Consider the following 24,239-nt stretch of genomic DNA (forward strand, 5'->3'; position numbering starts at 1 on the left):
AGGACTACACGCTAATTATTTACTTTTTAACAGCACGTCATTTATCTTATTCTAAAGGAGTTGATTTTTGGTCTCGTAATGAACTGATCTTCACTTATTTATAATCATCGTATTCCTAAAGGAGCTAGAGGAGGTACACGCATGGCGGTCACAAAATACATAAAGCTATTAGGAATAATTATTGGTGTGGTGGCTGTGAATATCATAGTGCTTTCACCCGGACTGTTAGGAGTAGAAATAGGCGGTACTGCTCTCGCTACAGCATTTGGAGTAACACTTCTGTTCGCAAGTGCGCTTGTGTTGATTTACGGGAGTTATGCACTTCTGTTTAAGCAGCCTGTTGTTATTCCTGTTAAACAAATCAGAACGCATGAGGACTATGTGGAGGCTTTGAATCAGTTCCGACGAGTAAAACCACTAGGAAATGATATTACGCTAGCCTTAGGGCAGCTGGACCGAATAGTCAAGAAGAAAGACACCTTATTAAATGTCCTTAATCAGAGGTTTGAGCCAACGGAATTAAGTTATAAGAAGTTTGCTTCCATAATTCAAGAGGTAGAAAAACTGTTCTACCTTAATGTTAGAAGTATCCTGAATAGGCTTAATGTATTTGACGAGTCGGAGTACGATAGTGTCATGAATAACAAATCAACATCGTTTTCTCAGAAGCTTCTTCAAGAAAAGACAAACCTGTACAACGAGTATCTGTCATTCATGAAAAGTTCAATAGCTAGTAATGAGGAAATCTTGTTGAAGCTAGATAAATTACTGTTAGAAATATCTCGCTTAGATAGTTTTGAGCCCGGAGATATTGAGAATATGCCTTGTATGCAGGAAATTGATTCCTTGATCAAACAGACTAAATATTATAAACAGTAAGGGGTGGGAAGCATGACGAAGAAAAGTAAATTTTTCCTGATTTCAGGTTTTCTTGTGGTATTAGTATTTGCACTTGTATATTTCGGGATAAACCTAACTTCAGATTTGGGCAAAACAAAAACACAAGTATCTTCAGAAGATGCAGCTAAGGAATTAAGCAAATTGTACTCCAATATCGCGGTTAAGACTGAGACGCCGGTCAAAGGTCAGATCGATCTTAATCCTGCTGATGTTGCTGAGTCTTTGCCAGATATCTCGAAGTTCCCTATAACCGTAGAGAATACGAACGATCATTTTGTGGAAATCTTCTCTTCTCCTGAAAAAGGGGGTACGGGTGTCGACGGTTGGTTGACTGATGTAGCGACTGAGTTCAATAAAGCTAATATCTCCGTAAACGGCAAACCTGCTTCTGTTAAGATTCGAAATATTGCTTCCGGTACTGCTGCAGATTATATTAAATCCGGCAAATATATACCAGACGCTTTCACACCTTCTAATGAGTTATGGGGTGAAATGGTCAAGGCGAGTGGTGTTAAGACGGAACTTGTAACGAAGAGACTAGTAGGGAATGTTCCTGGTATTGTCATAGCAAAAGCTAAATATGATGCACTAGTAGAAAAATACGGCTCGGTGAATGTCAAAACAGTAACTGAAGCGATTGCAAATAACGAGTTCTCTATGGGGTATACCGACCCGTTCGCTAGTTCTACAGGGTTAAATTTTCTTGTAACAGCGCTTAATACATTCGATAGCACTAATATTTTAGGAGATAAAGCTGTTCAAGGATTTGAGAAATTTCAGGCCAATGTACCATTCATTGCGTCTACAACGATACAAATGCGTGATGCAGCGAAGTCGGGTATGCTTGACGGATTTGTTTTGGAATACCAAACCTATATTAATGCCGCAGACTTAAAGGATAGTTATGTGTTCACTCCGTTTGGTGTAAGACATGACAGTCCGTTATATGCATTAGGTGATGTTCCTCAAGATAAGTTAGACATCATCAAGAAATTTGCTGAGTTCGTCGAACAAGCACAATATCAGAAATCAGCGAAGGACAAAGGCTTCAATAATCTCGATGAATATAAGTCAGAACTTGCAGTTGTCGATGGTAATCTTCTATCATCTGCACAGAAGATATGGAAAGAAAAGAAGAACGGAAGTAAACCAATTTCTGCGGTATTCGTAACCGATGTCTCAGGGAGTATGGCAGGGGAACCGCTTAATCGCTTGAAAGAGTCCCTATTGAAAGGTCAAAAATATCTAGGGAAAGATAATAGCATCGGTCTTGTCTCTTATTCAAGTGATGTAACCATTAATCTTCCTATTGGAAAATACGACACGAATCAGCAGTCCATGTTTGTTGGTACAGTTAACAACCTTCAAGCCAGTGGGGGTACTGCTACTTTTGATGGCATTGTTGTGGCATTGAAAATGCTTCAAGATGAGATCGCACTTAACCCTAATGTGAAACCTATCATCTTTGTCTTAAGTGATGGAGAGACGAATGAGGGTTATTCACTCAAGGATATTAAAGGATTGATTGAGACCTATAAAATTCCAATTTACACGATTGGATATAATGCCAATATTAAGGCGCTTCAAAGTATCTCAAGTATCAATGAGGCGGCTAGTATTAATGCAGATACTGATGATGTTGTCTACAAGATCGGAAACTTGTTTAACGTTCAAATGTAACTTAAATTAGGGGAGGGTTCACATGTCATTCACGATGGAATTACCCAGTCAAGAAGAGATCAAAGTTGCGATCGAAGAGCAGGTTAAGCCCGTTCCAGCGGAAGTGGCGCAGCTTAAAGAGGTAGCAGATAATAATGTCGCGGCAATCATGACACTGGATTTCGAATCGCTTGAGAAACGTAAAGAAATACTTCAATCCATAGACAATTTCGGTATGAATACAATGAAATCATCTTCAGATAAAAATACATTGCTTCAAGTTTCAGTAGGCAATCTCTCAAAAACGGGAGACGAGGGTGGTCAGGTTGCCAAAGGCCTGTCTGAACTGCATACACAACTGAAAGATCTAGATCCAAGCGCAATAGACTTTGCAAAAAGAGGATTCCTCGGCAAGCTGTTTAATCCACTCCGTGCATACTTTCTCAAGTATCAAAAAGCCGATGTTGTGATTGCGGATATTGTTGTCTCTTTAGATAAGGGGAAGTCAACCCTCAAGAATGACAATACGACACTTGAGATAGAACAACAGATGCTCCGGGATTTGACCAAAAAACTTCAGAAGGAAATTCAGCTGGGGATGTTGATGGACGAATCTATTGAGTTGCAAATTGAAGCAGCCAAACTTCGTAATGAAGATCCTGACAAAATCCGGTTCATCACCGAAGAAGTGCTGTTCCCTCTGCGTCAGAGAGTGATGGACCTGCAACAGATGTTGGTAGTCAATCAACAAGGGATTATGGCAATCGAAGTTGTCATTAGGAATAACAAAGAGTTGATTCGTGGCGTAGATCGGGCTAAGAATGTGACTATTTCAGCTTTGAAGATTTCAGTAACGGTTGCTAGTGCTCTTTATAATCAGAAGATTGTCTTGAAAAAGATAGAGCTATTGAACCAAACGACGAACGATCTCATCTCCAGTACGTCCAAAATGTTGAAGAATCAAGGGGTAGAGATTCAAAAGCAATCGCTTGAAGCGAGTATCTCAGTAGACACCATGAAAGAAGCATTTACGGATGTATTATCAGCCTTGGATTCTATAAGCACTTATAAGCAAGAAGCTTTGCCTAGAATGCGTGAAACAATCAATCAGTTCAGAGAATTGGCTGATGGGGGAGAGAAACAAATTCAGCGGTTGGAAAAAGGTCATAAGCTAGGTCTGTAAGAATATCTCATAGGACGGTTGATCATATGGTAATGATCAACCGTTTTTTTTGTTGTATAATAAAAAGGGAATATTGTGCAGGACGATAATATACTGGTTGGTAATAATGAACAGCGACTGCTATAATATTCGTCTATGCTACTCATACATAAATAGTACGATTTGGAGAGTGAATTATTTTGATAGACTTCGATACGCTTTGGGATTACAGTCATCCTAAAGAAACTGAGCAGAAATTTATCAGTTTGCTAACGCAGGCAGAGGAATCCGGAAACAATGGATACTTAGCTGAACTCTTGACTCAAGTTGCACGTTCGCAGGGATTACAGGGGAAATACGACATAGCGCATGTAACGTTGGATCGTGTCGAGAAATTATTGACCAAAGATTTAGTTGTGGCACAAGTCCGATATCTTCTGGAACGGGGCAGGGTCTTCAATTCCACATCCAGATTAATGGATGCTCTTCCTCTATTCCTAAATGCATGGGAATTAGGAATTCAGTCCGGTGAAGATCATTACGCTGTAGATGCAGCGCATATGTTAGGCATCGTTGAATCGACACCGGAGAAACGAATGGAATGGAATCTGAAGGCGTTAGATTATGTCGAGAGAAACCCTAAAGCCAGCCGTTGGTTAGGTTCATTATATAACAACATCGCGTGGGCACAGGTTGATAATGGAAACCTTGAGGAAGCGCTTGAACTGTTCAAGTTAGCGTTGGCGTTTCGCAAAGAGCAAGGTAACCCCATGTCAGTGTTTATAGCTAAATGGAGCGTAGCAAAGATACTTCGTTTATTGGGCCAGGTTGAGGATTCTATCGTAATTCAGAAGGAATTACTTGCTGAAACCGAACAAAACACCGTACCCGATGGGTATGTATATGAGGAGTTAGCGGAATGTCTGCTGTCTCTTAACAAAGCGCAAGAAGCACAACAATACTTTTCATTGTGCTATGATCGCTTAATACTCGAATCCAATCTTGTAGCAAATGAACCTGAACGTATAACACGCATTAAGGAATTAGCAGGACGTTCATCCTAGCGATTGGCTCAAGAATATATTTAAGGGGATAAGGTATATGGTTAAACATAATAAAGAACCTGTACATAGTAGTAATAAAGCTAAACCACTTGTTCTAATTACACTTATTGTTGTAATTTTAATTGTTGCATTGTTTGTAATCACAACAAAACAAGAAGAGAAGGCACAAGAACCGGCTCGTTTCAGTGAGCAACCCTCACTTCTTAATCAACCTACATTAGGGAAGGATAATGCACCGGTTACTGTGATTGAATTCGGTGATTATAAATGTCCTTCTTGTAAATCCTGGAGCGCACGGATTTATCCTCAATTGATGAAGGATTATATAGACGCGGGTAAGATCAAATTTGCATACATCAATGTGTTATTTCATGGGGAGGAATCCCAATTAGCATCGCTTGCGGCTGAATCTGTGTTTACTCAAGATCCCAAAGCATTTTGGACGTATCATAAGGCCCTTTACGCTGCTCAACCTGCTCAGGCTAACCATGATGAAACTTGGATAACTCAGCAATCTTTATTGGAAATGGCGAAAGCCAATATTCCACAAATTGATCTAACCAAGTTAGAAGAGGATGTTAAAGCTAGTAAATCTTTACCTGAACTTAATATCGACTCTACATTGGTTGAACAATATAAGGTTCAACTTACGCCAACAATTATAATCAACGGCATCGTAATGGATGATCCTTTTGACTATAACAAGATTAAGGACGTTATAGATCAAGAGCTAGAAGATAACAATAGATGAGAAACATTAAAGGCCGGCCAAGATACTTGGCCGGCTTTTTAGTATGTTTTCATACGAGTAAGGGTATAGATGACACATGGTGTTACACGTGAAGTGAGATCAAAAACTTCATAAGTAATATCCGTAGAATTATTATATAATTATGATTAATGTATGTGTTTGGACATATTTTATTGACGAATCAAACTAAAAATAGGTAATATATAAGGAATATGAAATTTTGTCTATTGGTTAGGCTGCTATAAAATATATACTTCTGAGAAGCGAGGACCGATAATTCATGAATTTTAAGAAGCAATATGAAGAGATCTTACATGTCTCACAGACGATTTTTAATCAACCAGAGCTTGGGTACAAGGAACATTTCACGAAGGAGACTATCCTTCAATTTCTTCTCAAGGTCAACCCTGATATTGATATTCAGGAATTCAGCACAACTGGAATGAAGACTGTGCTTGGTGGCGGTAAAGCTTTGAATGTTGCATTCATTGCAGAACTGGATGCGGTATATGCGCCTACACATTGGAATGCAGATGCGAATACAGGTGCGGCTCACAATTGTGGACATTACACTCAGGTAGCCATTGCCCTCGCCCTTTACAAAGTCTTATTTGAAACAAAACAATATGAAGCCTTCGACTATACGTTAACCTTCGTATTTATTCCAGCAGAAGAGTATTTAGATCTGAAATATCGTGAAGAGTTGAAGCGAGATAACGTCATTACTTATTACGGCGGTAAGCCAGAAGCAATGAAGCTTGGCATATTTGACGATATTGATATTGGAATCTGTGTCCATGCCATGGGAGGTGAATTCAAAGAACGTACCGTTGAATTCAATTGCAATCTTGCAGGCTTCTTGTATAAGAAATATACCTTCAAAGGAAAAGCTACACACGCTGGGTTCGATCCATTCTCAGCCCATAATGCGTACAGCATGTCAACTTTGTTCAATACGGCTGTCGGTCTAAGTCGCCAGCAATTGAAAGATAACGAGATGGTACGCTTGAATCCCATTATTATGGAAAGTGACATGTCTACCAATGTCATTCCTAACTGGATTACGGTTGGAACGGATCTTCGGACGCAATCCGTAGACTATATGCAGCAAGTAGCAACACGCCTTGATGATGCTGCAAAGGGAAGTGCCTTGGCTTTACAAGGTGAAGTGAATATTGATACACAAATGGGCTATTTACCGTTTGTGCAGGATCGTTATTTATCTGAGTTTGCAATGCGAGCCTTTGATATCAATGATGAGATTCCAGCCTTTTTAAATAACAACGCGATCAGTGCTGCAGGAGATATTGGGGACCTATCTTATATGATTCCTTGCATACAGATCGGTCACAGCGGCTTCACAGGTACCATCCATGGAGATGATTTCAAAGATATTGATCCGAACTTCATCTTAGAGGTATTCCCACGATATTTGCTGCAAGTATTGGAGCAAATGAATGGTCAACTTGATAAGACAAAGCTTTATAAACGTACCTATGAAGGATATGAGTCATTAATCCATTCCATAGCCCAAATCTAGCAACACGAACAACACAACATATAAGAGGAGACTGAGATCAACGCTATGAAGGACACCAAGAAAGTAGTGAATTTTGCATTATTTCTGATCTTTGTATTAGTGGTCATTGCCATCGCAGAACGGATCGGTTATCAATCTTTCGCACTTGGATCATTCAAGATTGGATTATTGCCGCTCGTATTTGCGATCCTTATCACAATGTTACTTGGTATCAAGCTATGTCGAAAAGGGATCTTAAAACGTGTTTACAGCGAGTTCAATGTTAACTTCGCTGGGAAGTATCTCATATTTATAATGCTTCCACTTATGGCACGATATGGAGCAGATGTTGCACCAAAGATTCGTGAGATTTTATCCGTTGGATGGGTATTTATTATTCAGGAAATAGGTAATCTGGGAACTGTATTGATTGGATTGCCAATAGCTATTCTGATTGGACTTAAGCGCGAAGCCATTGGGGCAACACTTGGTATTGGCCGTGAAGGGGAACTTGCTTATATTTCTGAGAAATATACATTGGATTCCGATGAAGGGCGCGGCGTGTTATCTTTGTATATTATCGGTACGTTGTTCGGTACCATTATTTTCAGTATACTTGCTCCTCTCCTGTTAGGACTAGGATTCAGTGTTGAAGCACTTGCAATGTCCTCTGGTGTGGGGTCAGCCAGTATGATGACAGCGGCATCTTCTGCACTGGTTGCTCAAGTCCCTGAAAAAGCAGAGACAATCCGAGCGTATGCCTCTGCAAGTCAACTGTTGACAAGCTTCCTTGGCACTTATACGATGGTATTCCTTGCTGTGCCATTACAGCGATTCATGTACAACAAGATGATGAAGCGGGGGAGTAAATAATGGATAAGAATATGAATAAATACCTTAAATTCGGACTTGTACTCTTTCTTAGTGTTTGCTTGGTCTTGTTTACTCAACAGGTTAAAGTCTGGTTCAACGGTGAGACTGCTACACCAATTAGTATGATGACCATCTATGGTTTAATCGTGTTATGGACTTTTTCCTTTGCTGGCGTGTTATTTTCTGACGTAATGAAAAAAACTAAGGTTCGCTTTCTGCAAGATTTCCCTGTATTAGGGTGGGTATCGATCGTATCCTTAATATTCTGTTTAATGTTTGATTTCCCTATTCGAGCGATCCAGGCTGTTGACTTCTTGTCCATTACAACACCTGTACTTACATTCGCTGGTATATCTGTAGCCGACCGTCTTATTGACCTTCGACGTACTTCTTGGCGTGTGGCGATTGTTGCTGTATTCGTCTTCCTAGGAACGTATGTGGGTAGCGCAATTCTTTCTGAACTTGGTCTGGCTATCATGGGTGGATGATAAATAAATATTATTACGATTAGATTAATCCGTTGACAAAATTATCTGAGTGCCCTAATATAATCAATAATTAATAAATCAAATGTTAGGATTAGAAATAGTAGAAGTGAAATGACCTTTCAGAGAGCCGTTGGGTGGTGGGAAACGGTAGTGTCGATCGCTTTGAACTCGTCTATGAACAGCTGCCCGATAAGTAGGGTTAGACGGAATTCCACCGTTACAGGGATAGATGGTAATTGCCATCGAAGAAGATCATTTCGTAAGAAATGAATTAGAGTGGTACCGCGGGTTAGCCCCCGTCTCTATACGTAGAGACGGGGTTTTTTTGTGTTCTAAAATAGTATGAGATATACACTTATACGCCTTTTGGAATACAGCGTGAATGCGTTTATTCTTCCACATTGTGGAGACATCCGTTTACGAATGTTGATTAAATTCCGGATTTAATCAACCCCGCTTCATATATAGCATACCAAACTTATCTAGGGGGAAATTCAAATGAACCGCAAAATTATCGTATTAGATACTACATTACGCGACGGTGAACAAGTGCCAGGTGCAAAATTGAATGTACTTCAAAAAATAGAGTTTGCTCATCAATTAGAACGACTTAACGTAGATATCATCGAAGCAGGATTCCCTGCTTCTTCCGCTGGAGATTTTCAAGCGGTGCAGGAAATTGTAAGAAGTGTAGGAGACTCTGTATCGATTACAGCGCTTGCAAGGGCTGTGAAAAGTGACATTGATGCCGTCTATGAAAGCATCAAACTTGCACAAAATCCGCTCATTCATATCGTGCTTGGAACTTCAAACGTCCATGTAGAGAAGAAATTTAATCGCTCCAAAGAAGCTGTGATGCAGATGGGGGTAGACGCCGTTAAGTATGCTAAAACACTGCTTCCGCATGTCCAATACTCCACAGAGGATGCATCGAGATCGGAATTCGAATATTTGTGGAAAACGATCGAATCTGTTGTCAAAGCAGGAGCTACCATGATTAATGTACCGGATACAGTAGGCTACGCCGTTCCTGAGGAATTTGGAGAGCTGATCCGCAAAATAAACGAACGACTTAAAAATTTGGATGAGAAAGTGATCCTTAGTGTACATTGCCATAATGATCTTGGACTCGCAACGGCGAATACGCTAAGTGCGATCAAAAATGGCGCCGAGAAAATCGAGGTTACGATTAACGGTTTAGGTGAGCGGGCGGGTAACACATCCTTAGAGGAAGTTGTAATGGGGATCAAAGTACGTGAGAACCATTTTAAATGCTCCACGGACATCAATACAAAAGAAATACTCAAAACATCCAGGTTACTAACTCATTTGACCGGTTTGGATGTGCAAGTTAACAAGGCGATTACTGGAGAGAATGCTTTTGCACATTCATCTGGGATCCATCAGGATGGTTTATTGAAAAATAAACAAGTATATGAAATTATGTCTCCTGAAGAGGTCGGAGCAGAGAGTATGGAATTGATCCTCACTGCACGTTCAGGTCGACATGCCTTCAAAAATGCGGTTGAAAAAATGGGTTTTGACATGAGCGATGGAGAAGACTTTGAATCGTTATTCGAAAAATTCATTACATTAGCTGATACTAAAAAAGAAGTCTATGATCACGACGTATTTTACTTAGTGACCAATCATCGCTCCATTGAGGCGAGTAGCAGTCAGCTTTACGAGTTGGTGTCGTTCCAAGTCGTAACCAACGATCTCTATCCTACTGCAACCATCAAATTGAAAAAGGGATCTGAGACATTTAAAGACAGTGCTGTAGGTGATGGTCCGATCGATGCCCTATTTAGTGTCATCAAAACCTTAGTTGGGTTAGAAGTTGAATTGAAGGATTATAAAATCAACAGTCTATCTAGGGGGAAAGAAGCCATTGGTCGGGTAAACCTTCGGATCGAATACCAAGGCAAAATATACGCTGGACGCGCTTTGGATACCGATATTAGTAAAGCAAGTGCTATGGCCTTCCTGAACGGCATCAATGCCGCTTTGCTTGATGCTACTAATGACAATCTGAATTAGTTGCAAAGACCGTAGGGAATGGAAGAATTGAGCCACGGATGTACAAAGAAAATACTAATAGATAACAACGAAACGGATGATCATTATATGTTAATGATCATCCGTTTTTTTATTTATAAGCATTGTGAGTGAGTTGTTAGATAAAATACATTTTCACTAATATTAGGGTAGCTGATGATTACAATCAACAAATGGTTGTATTGCTAAAAATGTAAATAAAACAGGATATTGGTACCTATATGTAGAATATTGTTATTATTGAGTGAATCGGATTGGTGAGATAGATTTTATGAAGAAAATGACAAATCGAGGTGAATCATGAAGAAATTTAGCTTGTTAATCCTGTTGTGTGCATTCTTTATTATCAGTTGTCCGAGTAAAGGGGAAGCTGCTGCGGTTCAGTCGAAGATCATTCTTGATAGCAAGGAAATAAGTATGCCTGCTAATGTCCAGGTTCATGTCGTAAATGAGAATGTTATGATCCCGATCCGTATCGTAGTTGAGAATCTGAAGTTTAAGGTAGACTGGGATCAAAAGTCACAAGGCGTCAAGATTCAACAAGATGCAAAGATCATCTCCTTAACGGTCAATCAACAAGAAGCCACGGTGGATGGCAAACAAGTTGTATTAACGGCAGCACCTCAAGTAAAGAACGAAACCGTGCTAGTTCCCATTCGATTCGTGAGTGAACAAATGGGGATCTCAGTAAGCTGGGATAATCTTGATAAAACAGTGTACCTGACGAGTAGTAACAAGGAGTCTATCAAGGATGGACAAGCAGGCACAGTAGAAACGGTACTACCTACAACGGATGCACCTGAAGTCACAGAAGTCGATACAGACCCGATTGCTTCAAATGGAAGTGGTCAGACAACGAATCTATTAAATCATGTTAATAGATTGAACTTTGTAAATAACCAACTCATTATATCTTCAGATGGAGCAGTAACTCCTAATATTTCTAGATTAACAAATCCCGATCGAATTGTCGTGGACTTACCAAATACGACTTTCGCTGATTCCTTTGGATCGGTGCAACCATTGGATGCTGGATTGAAAGGAATATTAGATGTTAGTGGATATCCGAATATATCGGAAGTAAGGTATTCGTTGTTTACTCGTGATCCCTACCAGGTCAGAGTAGTCATTGCTCTGAAGCAAGCAAATGCGTATCAATTAATTCCAGGTCTGGATTCAAATATGCTTATAATTGATTTGAATGTTACAGAAGACAGTACAACGTATGTTCCTCCGGTTGTCGGATCAGGGCGGAAGATTGTTGTAATCGATCCTGGGCATGGCGGAAGTGATCCAGGTACAACTAGTATTACGAATAAACACGAGAAGGACTTTACTTTGCCTCTATCTCTGAAAGTACAAGCACTTTTACTTAAGGAGCCCAATATAGCGGTAGTGATGACCCGTGATAGTGACGTATACCCTACCCGTCCTAAACGGGTTCAGTTGGCTAATCAATTAAAAGCCGATGTGTTTGTATCGATACATGGGAATAGCCTTCTTAATTCACCACAAGCAAATGGTACGGAAACGTATTATTACCAACGAAGCAGTAGCAAAGACCTTGCAAATGTCATTCATAAATATTTAGTTAAAGCTATAGGTTTAAGAGACCGTGGCGTTAAAAATGAGAGTTTCCAAGTGATTAGAGAGACTACCATGCCTGCAGTACTTTTAGAAATTGGATTCCTAAGTAATAGCGCGGAAGAAATGATTTTGCAATCAGATGACATGCAGAATAAAGCAGCTCAAGCTATTGTAGATGGAATTAAAGAATATGTGGGTGTTAAGTAAAGACGGGGAGAGAATATCATGAGGGCTACCGCGAGGTAGTCCTTTTCTCGTCTACGAGCAGTAACATGTGAATTCGTTGCAACAAAACTAGAAGGGATTGCGTTTGATTGTTAGGAGGTGCTGAAATGAAGAAATTAATCATTATTATTCTCACCTTGATGAGCTTAGTTGCATGTGAACAGTCTTCACAATCTAGACAACAATTTACTATTGATCGCAGTCTCCCCAAGGAACAAGCGATGATAACATCGGTTCCTCTTCCTGCAAAAGAACATTTTACAGCAAGTATTTCTGTCCCAAAGCAAATAAAATCAAATGAAGTGTTCATACTTGAGGCAACGCTAAAGAACGTATCTGATAGAGATTTAACCATTTTACATGCATCAGGTGTGTTTTATTTCTCCATTAAAGATAGTAACGGCAAGGGCGTTAATACTTTTGTTATGAAAGAGGTAGGAATACAACATCCTATTCAAAGTAAAGGGATTATCACTGAGCGCTATGAATACAGGATAGATAATCCAGGGATTTGTGAAGTTTCTGCAATTGCAAAATTCTCACTAGGTGAAGGGGACAATTTTAAAGAAGTTGAAACAGACAAGGGGAATATTGAAGTTGTTTTGGTAAATTAAGGTTCGCCAACCTTCCGAAACTGATTCTGCCTATCTGAAGGTGCAACTCGATCTGAAAAGTTCAAGTTGCTTTTTTGTTCTTGACATAAAAGTTCGATTTTACTTAGTTGTTTATACTCAGTTAATATTAGGAGAATAATATGATATCGTCGGGTTCAACAAGTTGAACAAATACGATCAAGGTGTGACAATAATGAAGCTTTAGAAAAACTATCTGAAATGATGAACAATGAAGTAGAACAAAATTGATAACGAAATGGAGACCAATCAAATGAAAATACTTAATATTGTACCCATTAATATAAGCATCCCACTACCAAGTATGCCGGGCAAGCTCTGGACTATTACTCCGACGTTGCTAAGTAGCGAAGATTCTCTTATTCTTATCGACACAGGTATGCCAGGCATGATAGAAGAAATAGCATCACAGATGGAAGCCGCTGGATTTTCTATTGAACAATTAACCGGGATTGTGCTTACACATCAAGATATCGACCATGTCGGAAGCGTTACTCAAATTATGAACATTCATCCGGAAATCGATATTTATGCCCATCCGCAAGACAAGCCATATATCGAAGGAGATCTTCCTCCCTTCAAGGCTCTCCATGAGACGCTTGTCAAAAAAATCGAAGCTAACTATATAGTCCATGCTAGAGAAATAGTCAATCATATGATCTCAGATGAGGACATAATAGATTGTGCCGGTGGTATCATCGCGGTACATACACCAGGCCATACACCGGGGCACATCAGTCTATATCATCCTGCTACGAAAACACTCATTGCTGGCGATGCGCTGACTAACAATGAGGGACAGTTGGAAGGACCTAATCCAAAGCAAACACCAGATATGGAAGAAGCCTACCGATCTTTAAGTAAGCTCTCTGCTTATGATATCGAAAAAGTAATTTGTTACCATGGCGGATTGTATGATCGGCCAGACGTGAATAAGCGCATCGCTGAAATTGCTGCTTCTGGACCCCAGGGTTAAGAGTTGACACGACACCTTTCGGTGTCCTATAATCATTAGGACACCGAAAGGTGTCTTATTAGGTGGATATGAAGTTTAATCAGTGACATACAGGAAATAATAATGAAAAGGTGGGGGTGATTGTGAACGAAAAAAGTCAAGTGCGGGACGTTTATGACGCTATTGCCGATCCAACAAGGCGAAAATTGCTTCAAATGTTAGCTGATGTTGAAGAATTACCTCTACATGAGATAACGGTTCATTTTCAAATGGGACGTACAGCAGTGTCTAAGCATTTGGCTATCCTTAAAGATGCTGATCTCGTAATGACTCGAAAGGTTGGTAGAGAAACGAGGTATCGGTTGAATGCCACTCCGCTCCAAGAAATTCAAGATTGGGTATCTTTTTACGAAGGATTTTGGAAAGAAAGATTTGGTAAACTAAAACTATTATTGGAGGAAAAACAATGAAACCAGATGTATCATTAGATTATCAATTTACAAGTTCAATCGAGCAGGTGTGGAACGCTTTAACTGATTCAGATACGCTTGCGAAATGGATATGGAGCAATGACTTTAAAGCAATCGTAGGACATAAATTTCAATTCCGAGCTGAGCCAAATGAATGGTGGGATGGAATCGTAGATTCCGAGGTACTCGTAGTGGACGAGCCTCATACATTATCTTACACTTGGGTAAGTGCTGGAGAAAGTACAACGGTTACATGGACTTTGAAAAAAGGTTCAGATGGAACTACTCATCTACATTTCGATCAAACTGGATTTAGTGAAGCAACAAAAGCACGCCAGGGAGCCATTGAAGGAGCTAAATATGCTTGGATGAATATGGGTGGTCAGCTCGAAAAAGTGTTAGCAGATCTGTAAGAATGATTTCTTCATCCTCGATAATGACTTATATTAATCGTTGATACAAATTATCCATTCTTCAACAATATGACGCTTTTCTGGAACACGGAAAGCGTCATTTTTAATGGTATAAGGGAATCCGTTATCAAATTCAGTTAGAGATGGGAGAGGATACCACTATGAGAATAAATCAATTAATTGCGAACAATATTAATAAGTTAGATGCCGTACTACCCGTAGATAAATCGTTAGGCATTGCTGGTTTGTCTGGATCGGGTAAAACAACTTTTTGTCAAACCATTGGTGAAGAATCCAAGAAACGTCTCGTGTCCCTATTGCCAAAAGCTGAATATCAGTATTTATTCCCCAATATTATGGAAACCAATTTCAGTGCTATCAAGATGGAAGAAATGCCACTTGTACTGTTTCTAGGTAGAGCATCTATTTCTTCAAATCCACGTTCAACCATCGGCACACATACGGGTGTGTTTACAGAGATTCGTGTTACTCTTGCTGACAAATATAATCTTTCTCCTGAAGTGTTTTCATTTAATAATGAATTAGGCTGGTGTCCAGATTGTAAAGGTCGCGGAACGACTAAAAATGTCGAATGTAAAAAGTGTAAGGGGAATCGCTATAATCAAGAAGTTGAACAATATAAAATTGAATTGTTTGATCAAGCACACAGTATTTCCGATATCAACGACTTAAGCATTGAATCCATTGTCTCACTAGCAGAAGTATTAAAGATTAGTGAAGGTAAACTACGAATTCTATCAAATATAATTAACATGAATATTGGTTACTTAACATTAAATCGTATTATGGGTACATTGTCAGGTGGAGAATTAACGCGACTTTACTTGGCGGAATTCATGGCAACAAGTGAAAATACGGTTATTATCATTGATGAAATCTCCGTTGGTCTTGATCACCAAACCCTATTGAAAATTTTAGCGGAGATTAAGCAATTGGGATATAAGAATCAAATTTGGCTCATTGACCATTCTGATACGGTGCTCGACACAACAGATAAGCACTTGTTCTTTGGACCTGGTAGTGGTAAATACGGCGGGAAAATTGTTGAAGAATCACCACGTCCTGGGCCAATCACTTGGGAACGAAATCAGGCAATGCCAACAGAATACTATCAATTTCATGATCTTTACTGTCGTAATATTCAAATGGCAGAAATTAAGATTCCCCAAAATAGACTTGTAACCTTTACGGGTGAGTCTGGATGTGGTAAATCTACACTGGTCAATGAATGTATGGCCAAAGATTTTCTGAAGCGATATCCTAAAGATAAATTAGTCATCGTCGGGCAAGATCGAAACCAATCGATTACCAGCCGGTCAACCGTTGCGACATTTCTTGATATTAAAAGGAAGCTTACAAAATATAGTGAAGATATTGATGATATTTTTGAGCGTTCGATTGAAGATATTATTGATGAACTGCCAAATGATGACATCGCTCATAAACGCTTAAGCTTATTAATCAAACTTGGACTTGGTTATTTGACGTTGGAAAGAAAAACACAGACTTTATCGACGGGTGAATTTCAATGTGTCCATTTAGTCTCTGAGCTGTTTGCGGGCTCAAGAAACCCAAATACGCTATTTATTTTTGATGAGCCTTCCAAAGGTTTATCACAAAATATTTTAAATCAATTTATTGATAGTATTAGGGGCATTCTTCAGGATGAATCTGTCTCTATAATAATGATCGAACATCATTCGTATATGCTGGATAACTCTGATTTTATCGTTGACTTTGGTAAAAGACAGCCTGCACCTGTGGAGCATCTTGATGTTGTCAGTTATGATGATTATATTCGCCAACAAAACAGTGCAGACAGTGTGGCTCCATCACAAATTTCTTCAACACTCCATCTACAAAATGGAATTACCTACTTAAAAGAAAATCAGATTGCCTATTTTAAAAATGCAGAGAACATCTATAAGGGAGGCATCTTAAAAAGCTTATCTTCCATGGCCCGTCTGATTTATGGTGAATACGAGTCCGAAACAATAGCACCCGTCATCGCGATCGATATGGAACGGCACTTGTATAGTCAATATACATTTTTCTATGAGATTGGTGGCTTGATCAACCATATTGTAGCGGAGCATCCAACCAATAAAGATACGAAGAGCTTTGATTTCTATCATCAAGACAATCATTGTCCAAGCTGCAAGGGCCGTGGGGTGATTGAACAATTTGATTTTGATATTGTTGTTCAGGACAAAACCGTGCCATTCTGGGATGGCTTATTGCATCCAGATGCGATGGATATTTTGAAATTCTATAAATTTGAAAAATTACAATTCATCTTTTATGAGATTAAGAATGAGCTGGGTCAGGATATAAGCAAAAGTATTAATGAGATGACAGAAGCTGAAAAGCATACCTTTTTATACGGGTATTGGGAAAAGTCATTCTATGATAAAGCAGGCAAGGCATCAAGGACCTGGGAAGGCTTTAATCACATCATTGGGATGTATATGGTTGTATCGAAATCGATTATTAAAGAGCATATCAAAGAGTCCAAAAAAATGATTACTTGTCCAATCTGTCAAGGAACCGTGCTAAATCATCATAAAAAGTTAAAATTTGGCGACACAGATATTCGTGAGATTATTAGGCAGCCTCTTGATCAAGTCATGAGAACTGTTGGTGAATTACAGGTATTAGAAAAAATGATGGACATTGTCGGCAGCGATATGATCTTGACAGAAGATGTCTCTCTAATGCCTAGGGAAACACAAGTTGCTCTGAAAATGCTTGAACTTGAGCTGGCAAGCTTTGCGCACTATGAAATGGTCTTATACAATGTCCTGCCATTCTGGGGCAGAATAGCTTCCAGTATCGAATCCATCAGTATGAATAATCAGATCACTATCTGTGATTTTGCCAATATCACCGAAACGAGAGAAACGATCATTGATAAGTATTTCACCAATGGCAAATACAAAAAACTAACTTATGTCTATGAAGCGTTTGGTTACAAAAAAATTGTCACCCTAATTAATAAGATTAAAGCAAGTCATCCATGTCCATTCTGTAAAGGGAAGAAAGTCATTTCGGAAGATGGACTCCATGATGGTGTATATAAATTAACGATTCCATGTGTTAGTTGTTATGCAAGTGGCATCAATGATGAAGGACGTAAGGAAATCGTTGAAGGCATAGACGTGCAAACATGGCTAACTGGCAAAGTAAGTGATGTTGTTACTGAAAGCTTGAATCTTGATGCAGTTGCAGATATTCCAATTTTCAATCGTATTCGTGAGTTGAATAAACAAGAAATGATGGCAATTCATCAATTCCTTGAGCACAATAATTAGATGTCAGTCAGTAAAGAAAACTCATTTGCAATGAATGGCAGATGAGTTTTTTGCTATTCTTAAATGCCCAATTTCTCTATTCAATTACGGAGAAATTGGTTTTTTTATGGAAAAATGAACCATTTTATCATATTGAACGTAATAAATCATAGTTTGATAATTAAGGAGGTTTTTTAATGAAAAAAAGGTTGATATGGATGCTGAGTACTGCCATTGCATTAACACCGCTTGTCCCGACAGCGGCACTAGCATCAGTTAGCGATGTTGTAACTTCAAATCAGGGACTGGCGAAGATCGCTTCTGAGAAAGCGGCGCTACTTACCGAGAAGTACGGTACGATCAGCGTACAGTATGCTTTGATCGACAATGGCAAGATTAAAGTGTCGGGTCAGACAGGCATAAATGACATGGAAGGGAAGATCCCTCTCACCACAGAAACCATGTATGGTATCGGATCGACGAGTAAGATGTTTACGACTGTTGCCGTCATGAAATTAGTAGATTCAGGGAAAATCAACCTGGATACCCCCTTGGTAGAGTACATAACGGATTTCAAAATGATAGATGAACGTTATAAGAAAATTACGCCTCGTATGCTGTTGAATCATTCTTCGGGGCTTCAAGGGTCAAGCTTGGGTAATGCTTTTCTGTTCGATGATAATGACACGTACGCACACGATAAGCTGCTAGAGCATTTGTCTACACAGGGTTTGAAGGCTGATCCTGGGGCATTCTCTGTATATTGCAACGATGGGTTCACGTTGGCTGAAATTCTCGTAGAACGAGTTAGTGGTATGAAATTCACCGCATTCATTCATCAATATTTTACTGAACCGTTAGAAATGAAGCATACAAAGACATCGCAAGACATATTAGAATCAAATAAACTTGCTGGTCTTTATTATCCAACAAATCAAAAACAGCTTCCAAATGAGACTGTTAACGTGATTGGAACGGGCGGAATCTATTCCACAGCTGAGGATATGGTACAATTCTCACAAATATTCACAGGACAAGAGGACGGTATCTTATCAGACAAGGCGTTACGGGCAATGGAACAAGAGGAATACAAAAAGGGATTATGGCCCAACGAAGCGGATAATTTGTTTGACTTCGGGCTTGGCTGGGATAGTGTAAGGTTGTTTCCGTTTAACGATTATAAAATAAAAGGTCTCAGCAAGGGAGGAGACACGATTCTGTATCATGCTTCTCTTGTAGTGCTTCCAGAGCAGAACATGGCTGCTGCAGTTCTATCGTCAGGCGGTAGTAGTTCGACGAACGAGCTTCTGGCCAACGAACTTCTTCTAGAAGCATTGAAAGAGAAGGGCGCGATCAAAGACATCAATCCGGAGAAATCATTCGGCAAGCCGGTCAAGGCTGACATGCCGAACGACATCACAAAGTACTCGGGCTATTATGGGACTACCAATCAACAAGTTAAAGTTGCTATAAAAAATGGAGAGCTATCATTATCGGTACCTAGTATTCCCGAATATCCTGAACAAAAGTTTATCTACACCTCTGAAGGATCTTTTGTTAACCAAGAAGGAACCTCGAAGATCAGTGTTGTAACTGAAAAGAATGGTCGAACTTACCTGTGGAGTAGAGAATATGCATCCGTTCCGGAGTTGGGACAATTGGCTTTATCTCAGTACTTAGTTGAGAAGTTGGAGAGCAATACGCTATCTCAAGAGACGGAAGCTGTATGGGCAAAGAGAGAAGGTAAAACGTATTACCCTGTGAGTGAGAAGTTCAGTTCTCTTATGTACATGATTATTAAGCCAACAATCCAGATTACCCGTACCCAAGATTTGAAAGGTTATCTAGGGGATAAGAAAATTACAGGCCCCGATACGGCTGAGAGCCAGCATCAAATTCCTGCCATGGGAAGCCGGGATACGGCTGAATATCATTTTTACACGAAGGACGGTATTGACTACCTCGAGGCAGCTGGAAGCTTGTATGTCAGTGAGGATAAAGTATTGCCACTCTATAATGGGAAACAATCTACAGTAACTATGCAACCGGATGGCAACGCCAGATGGTATAGCGTGTCTAAAGCAGTTGTTGGCAAGAAGATGACAGTTGTGATGCCCGAGAATAGCGCTTTTGCGGTATATGACGGAAAAGGAACATGCGTGAATTACTCCTTGATTAGCGGAAATAATGAAGTTGTTCTCCCTGAGAATGGAACGATTGTATTTGCTGGTAAGGCTGGCTCTTCATTTAACATTTCGTTGAAGAAGTAGATCATTCGTTGAATTGTTGGTTTGATTGTATCAAAGGCTATTTTATATAAAGAACACCGGTGAATTTGAGGTTGCTCAAAGTTACCGGTGTTCTTTTTTATTTATATGAGCTTTAATGTTGTTATTAGAATGTTACGTTTCATTCAGTTCCCAATGGCAACTTCATCTTTACTCCAAATAAGGCGAATGACAGTGCCTTTTCCCAAAGCCGTATCTACGATAATTTGACCACCCAAGGATTCGATCAACCCTTTGGATACGGCCATACCAAGACCTGTTCCGTTCGGTGTCGAAGAGGTATTGGTTCCCCTGTAGTATCGCTCAAACAATCGATTTGCTGTACTTTCATCCATACCCGTACCGTTGTCAGCGAATTGAATAGTATATCCTTTACAACCTTTGTCTGGGATAACCGAGACAGTAAGTGTCGTATCTGGCGGATTATGGAGCAGGGCGTTGGCTACTAAATTGTTAATGATCCGCTCCAACCAAGGGGTATACAGTTTAACGGTTATATCGATAGGAGAAGGCTTATATACAATGGATTCTTTCTTGTAAAAAGGGTTGGTTGCCGCTTGCTTTAACGCTTCCTGTAACCAGTTATTGAGCTCAATCTCCTCGGATTCTGGCGGTCGGACACCGCTCTTCAATCGATAACTCATTGCAAGGTCATTAATCAGCATGTCCATATGTGCAGATTTTTCCAACATTGTACCTGAGAACTTACGAATCTCTTCCGCCGTCCAATCATATTGCGGTTCAGCAAGCAAGTGCGCATAGCCTTTAATCGAAACAAGTGGCGTTTTCAGATCATGGGTTATTCCAGCGATCCATTCTTCCCTCATATTATCCGTTTGCTGACGCAATACCTGATCTCTTTGTAGGGTGCCTGAGAGCTTGTCTATTGAATACATTACATCAGCAAAAATGCGGTAACGACGCTTCCATTTTCCTGAACGCATCCGGCTGCGGTGAATGCCTCTATGATCTAATGGCTCTTGGTATACAGCATTACCGAGCTCATCGAGCCATGTGAGGATATGAAGCAATGGGACGCCGAACCGATGTGCCTGCCATAGTGAAAGCAACAGAAATGATAACAATATAGCTGAGAACATTACAAATATACCGATGAATATTGTTCTCGCTTCAGCAGATAAAAGCCAACTATCGCTTATTGGCTTGCCAAAAGAATTTGGAAGACTGACGACCCAGGTAAGTTCGCTTTCATTAACATATACGGAGGATAGATGGAAGCCGTATCTTTCATTGTACATTGTGCGTAGAGCAAGCTCCTGAAGTGTATAGGTGTTCGGTGCAGATGCAGGTCGATTGAATGCAGCTAGTTCAGAGCCATTTGCATCTAGTAATTGAACGTAACCGTCAAGATGCTTAAGACGCGTGGTTACATCATTAGGTAACATCAGTATTCCATTAGAAGATAATGACCCCTGACTGCTTACTTGTTCTAATAACGTGCCCATATCATTAGACACGCCATATAACAATGTAAATGTTCGACCGTCTTTCTCTTGGATCCAAAGATATATCTGATAGGGGAAAGGCTTGGCGCCTGTCCAATAGGAGAGGAACTCGCCGGGTGCATATTTCTTTGGCACATCCTTTGGTGTATTGTAGGATTGCTCCACTTGACCGTTCTCATCAAGACTTTGCAGCCATCCGCCGTTTTTCTTTACCTGTTCAAGCAAATGCGGAGCAAAGCGAATGCCCTCCTTACCCAATTCGGAGGATGCTACAAGCTGAGCTAATCCAACAGAAGCAAAATCTCGGGAGATGAGGGTATCGTTTAAGCGACCAAATATCCAAAAAAGCGTAACTGCAGTAATAAGAAGCACGAATGCGCCGGCGGTAGCTAGTTGAAGCACGAATCGTATCGTTAATTTTCGTTTGATGTTCATAATTGTTGAGGACTCCAAGTTTCCGCTTGTACAAGCTTATACCCAAGTCCTCTAACGTTTACGATAAAGATCGGGTTAGCAGGGTCAGGCTCAATTCTTTCCCTGATGCGATGAATATGAACCATGACAGTGTTGTCATCGTGCAGTGCTTCTTCCCCCCAGACGCTTTCATATAGCTCGCTTTTACTGAAAAGCCTATTAGGGTTTTTGCATAAGAAGAGCAACAACTGAAAGACTAGCGCTGGACAGGCTACTACCGTTTGCTCAACGCGAAGCATACCGGCTGTTTCATCAACCTGGAAATGTCCATAGTCATACATCGCGTTTATTTTGTCAGAAGGCTGTACTTTGGCTGCATGCTTTGCTCCTAGGTAACGCCTTAAGTGCGAGCGTATGCGTGCAACAACTTCCATCGGATTAAAAGGCTTGGTAATGTAATCATCGCCGCCTACAGCAAATCCAGTCAGCTTATCAAAGTCAGATTCGCGTGCAGTTAGAAACAAGATTGGAGCATCCGTCGTTTGACGGAGAAATGGACAAATTTCGATTCCGCTACGTCCAGGTAAGAGGACATCTAATATGATCAAATCATAGATTTTCGCTTCGCAGGCAGCAATTGCTGCTTCACCAGTCATGACCGTATCTACATTCGTATATCCTTCCTTACGAAGGACAGTCAACATGAGTTCAAGAATGGATTGCTCGTCATCGACAAGTAAAATTGCCGCAGTGTTCATGTTCTCATTCCTTTCTTCACCATAGTCGTTCATTCCATCATATCATGATTTCTTAGACGTGAACGAGGCGTTACCTTAACGGAAGCTTAATTGTCCACTGAAGTCATGGATGAGAGTTAAGACATAGTTAAGTCTGCGTTATACGGGACCTAAGATTGGTTTGTTAGAATTAGGGAGTCAAAGGCAATGATATTTAAAAATGTGGGGGTGCTGGAGTTGAACAAAATGACTAGAAAGAACAGGTTGGATCTCATCCACTATAGCAAAATAGTACTGGCAGTTGGTACACTGGCAGCTATCATAACGGCATGCGGAGGAAAAAATGCGGCAGTAACTATAGACAAACCAGCTGAAACAACGAATGTCGAGGTGCAAACGATGAAGCCTGAGGAAGTGCCTGCGGCACTACTTGAAGGAAAGTATGCGAAGGTGTATGCCCATTTTAGCGATGAGTTTAAACAACAGTTGAGCGAAGCTGATTTTGTAAGCATGGCTCCCGATTCACTAAAGGGTGTTCATTCGTTTAAGCAGGCTTCGATCATGCAGCATAATGGTGGCGATCAACGTTCATGGATAAGCGATTCTGGGAAAATGGGGCTGACTACTGTTTTTGATGAGAAAGGAACTATATTAGGACTTCAGACCAAGGAACTTACTACTTTTCCGGAAACGGACAATCGTTTGACCAAAATTAAATACGATTGGCCTTTAAGTGGGGAGTGGTATATTATCTGGGGTGGAACGAATGTCCTTGTTAATTATCACTACGAACATGAAAGTCAGCGATATGCGTATGATATTGTACAGAGCAAGGACGGTTATTCCTATAAAGGAGATCCATTGAAAAATGAAAGCTATTACGCCTTCGGTCAGCCCGTTCTTGCACCAGCAGACGGAACCGTGGTCTCGATCGTAAATGATATTCCGGATAATGAGCCCGTTGGCGTGATGAACGAGAAAGTACCTGCTGGTAATGAGGTTGTTATTGATCATGGCGGTGAATATAGCGTACTGGCTCATCTGAAGAAAGGCTCCGTTAAAGTTAAAGTAGGGGATAAGGTGAGTGGTGGTGAGGAAATCGGTTTGCTTGGCAATTCAGGCAATTCTAGCGAAGCGCATCTTCATTATCAGGTGTCAGACGGTGCAGAACTATTCAAGTCTCGTTCGATTAATATTAATTGGAAGGAAGGGATCACTCCTGTGCAGGGAGAGATTGTAAAGGCCGAATAATTTTATGAATAAATTA

The 24,239-nt window shown here is 40.2% G+C and carries 19 protein-coding genes and 1 other annotated feature; of the genes, 17 read left to right on the top strand and 2 right to left on the bottom strand.

From position 1 onward, the window contains the following. Positions 1–141: 141 nt before the first annotated feature. From BW961_RS05310 to BW961_RS05385, 16 genes are all read left to right on the top strand, one after another. Positions 142–879, top strand: a complete 738-nt coding sequence (locus tag BW961_RS05310) for a hypothetical protein (RefSeq protein ID WP_068581664.1) — start codon at positions 142–144, stop codon at positions 877–879. Between the two features lie 12 nt (positions 880–891). Then, complete coding sequence (locus tag BW961_RS05315) at positions 892–2,580, top strand: vWA domain-containing protein (protein ID WP_068581668.1); 1,689 nt, start codon at positions 892–894, stop codon at positions 2,578–2,580. 22 nt (positions 2,581–2,602) lie between these two features. Then, positions 2,603–3,742, top strand: a complete 1,140-nt coding sequence (locus BW961_RS05320) for a toxic anion resistance protein (protein WP_068581670.1) — start codon at positions 2,603–2,605, stop codon at positions 3,740–3,742. A 179-nt stretch (positions 3,743–3,921) separates the two neighbouring features. Beyond that, a complete protein-coding gene (locus BW961_RS05325; protein WP_082867369.1) occupies positions 3,922–4,785 on the top strand; it encodes a tetratricopeptide repeat protein in 864 nt (287 codons plus the stop codon). A gap of 37 nt (positions 4,786–4,822) precedes the next feature. After that, positions 4,823–5,536 carry a DsbA family protein gene (locus BW961_RS05330; protein WP_068581676.1) on the top strand — a complete coding sequence of 238 codons (714 nt, stop codon included), beginning with the start codon at positions 4,823–4,825 and terminating at the stop codon, positions 5,534–5,536. Positions 5,537–5,816: 280 nt separating this feature from the next. Beyond that, positions 5,817–7,076, top strand: a complete 1,260-nt coding sequence (locus BW961_RS05335; RefSeq protein WP_068581679.1) for a M20/M25/M40 family metallo-hydrolase — start codon at positions 5,817–5,819, stop codon at positions 7,074–7,076. A 45-nt stretch (positions 7,077–7,121) separates the two neighbouring features. Next, positions 7,122–7,928, top strand: coding sequence for a DUF3100 domain-containing protein (locus BW961_RS05340; protein WP_068581682.1), 807 nt, complete (start codon positions 7,122–7,124; stop codon positions 7,926–7,928). Further along, a complete protein-coding gene (locus tag BW961_RS05345; protein ID WP_068581686.1) occupies positions 7,928–8,416 on the top strand; it encodes a hypothetical protein in 489 nt (162 codons plus the stop codon). Before BW961_RS05340 ends, BW961_RS05345 begins: the two co-directional genes overlap by 1 nt. Positions 8,417–8,494: 78 nt before the next feature. After that, positions 8,495–8,723 (top strand) — a binding site (T-box leader). A 191-nt stretch (positions 8,724–8,914) separates the two neighbouring features. Further along, entirely contained in the window at positions 8,915–10,456 is a 1,542-nt protein-coding gene (locus BW961_RS05350; RefSeq protein WP_068581688.1) for a 2-isopropylmalate synthase, read from the top strand. Positions 10,457–10,774: 318 nt separating this feature from the next. Beyond that, complete coding sequence (locus BW961_RS05355; protein WP_068581691.1) at positions 10,775–12,268, top strand: N-acetylmuramoyl-L-alanine amidase family protein; 1,494 nt, start codon at positions 10,775–10,777, stop codon at positions 12,266–12,268. 125 nt (positions 12,269–12,393) lie between these two features. Beyond that, positions 12,394–12,900: a putative periplasmic lipoprotein gene (locus BW961_RS05360; protein ID WP_068581694.1), complete on the top strand. Its 507-nt coding sequence runs from the start codon at positions 12,394–12,396 to the stop codon at positions 12,898–12,900. A gap of 271 nt (positions 12,901–13,171) precedes the next feature. Then, complete coding sequence (locus tag BW961_RS05365; RefSeq protein WP_068581696.1) at positions 13,172–13,894, top strand: MBL fold metallo-hydrolase; 723 nt, start codon at positions 13,172–13,174, stop codon at positions 13,892–13,894. Positions 13,895–14,016: 122 nt separating this feature from the next. Continuing rightward, the gene (locus tag BW961_RS05370) at positions 14,017–14,343 is read left to right on the top strand and encodes an ArsR/SmtB family transcription factor (protein WP_068581699.1); all 327 of its coding nucleotides are present in this window, start codon (positions 14,017–14,019) and stop codon (positions 14,341–14,343) included. Further along, positions 14,340–14,756, top strand: a complete 417-nt coding sequence (locus BW961_RS05375) for an SRPBCC family protein (protein WP_068581702.1) — start codon at positions 14,340–14,342, stop codon at positions 14,754–14,756. Before BW961_RS05370 ends, BW961_RS05375 begins: the two co-directional genes overlap by 4 nt. Before the next feature lie 161 nt (positions 14,757–14,917). After that, entirely contained in the window at positions 14,918–18,088 is a 3,171-nt protein-coding gene (locus tag BW961_RS05380) for an ATP-binding cassette domain-containing protein (RefSeq protein ID WP_068581705.1), read from the top strand. Between the two features lie 176 nt (positions 18,089–18,264). Continuing rightward, positions 18,265–20,337, top strand: coding sequence for a serine hydrolase domain-containing protein (locus BW961_RS05385; RefSeq protein WP_068581709.1), 2,073 nt, complete (start codon positions 18,265–18,267; stop codon positions 20,335–20,337). Positions 20,338–20,480: 143 nt separating this feature from the next. On the opposite strand, the gene BW961_RS05390 is transcribed toward BW961_RS05385, so the two are convergent. Together BW961_RS05390 and BW961_RS05395 are read right to left on the bottom strand one after the other, a co-directional pair. Beyond that, the gene (locus BW961_RS05390) at positions 20,481–22,256 is read right to left on the bottom strand and encodes a sensor histidine kinase (RefSeq protein WP_068581712.1); all 1,776 of its coding nucleotides are present in this window, start codon (positions 22,254–22,256) and stop codon (positions 20,481–20,483) included. Then, positions 22,253–22,993 (bottom strand): response regulator transcription factor, encoded by a 741-nt coding sequence (locus BW961_RS05395; protein WP_068581954.1) that lies wholly within the window; start codon positions 22,991–22,993, stop codon positions 22,253–22,255. Before BW961_RS05395 ends, BW961_RS05390 begins: the two co-directional genes overlap by 4 nt. Positions 22,994–23,179: 186 nt before the next feature. Here BW961_RS05395 and BW961_RS05400 point away from each other — a divergent pair, with 186 nt between their 5' ends. After that, positions 23,180–24,223, top strand: coding sequence for a peptidoglycan DD-metalloendopeptidase family protein (locus tag BW961_RS05400; RefSeq protein ID WP_244555878.1), 1,044 nt, complete (start codon positions 23,180–23,182; stop codon positions 24,221–24,223). The last annotated feature ends 16 nt before the right edge of the window (positions 24,224–24,239 follow it).

The sequence above is a fragment of the Paenibacillus macquariensis genome (assembly GCF_900156375.1).
GTDB lineage: Bacteria > Bacillota > Bacilli > Paenibacillales > Paenibacillaceae > Paenibacillus_AQ > Paenibacillus_AQ macquariensis.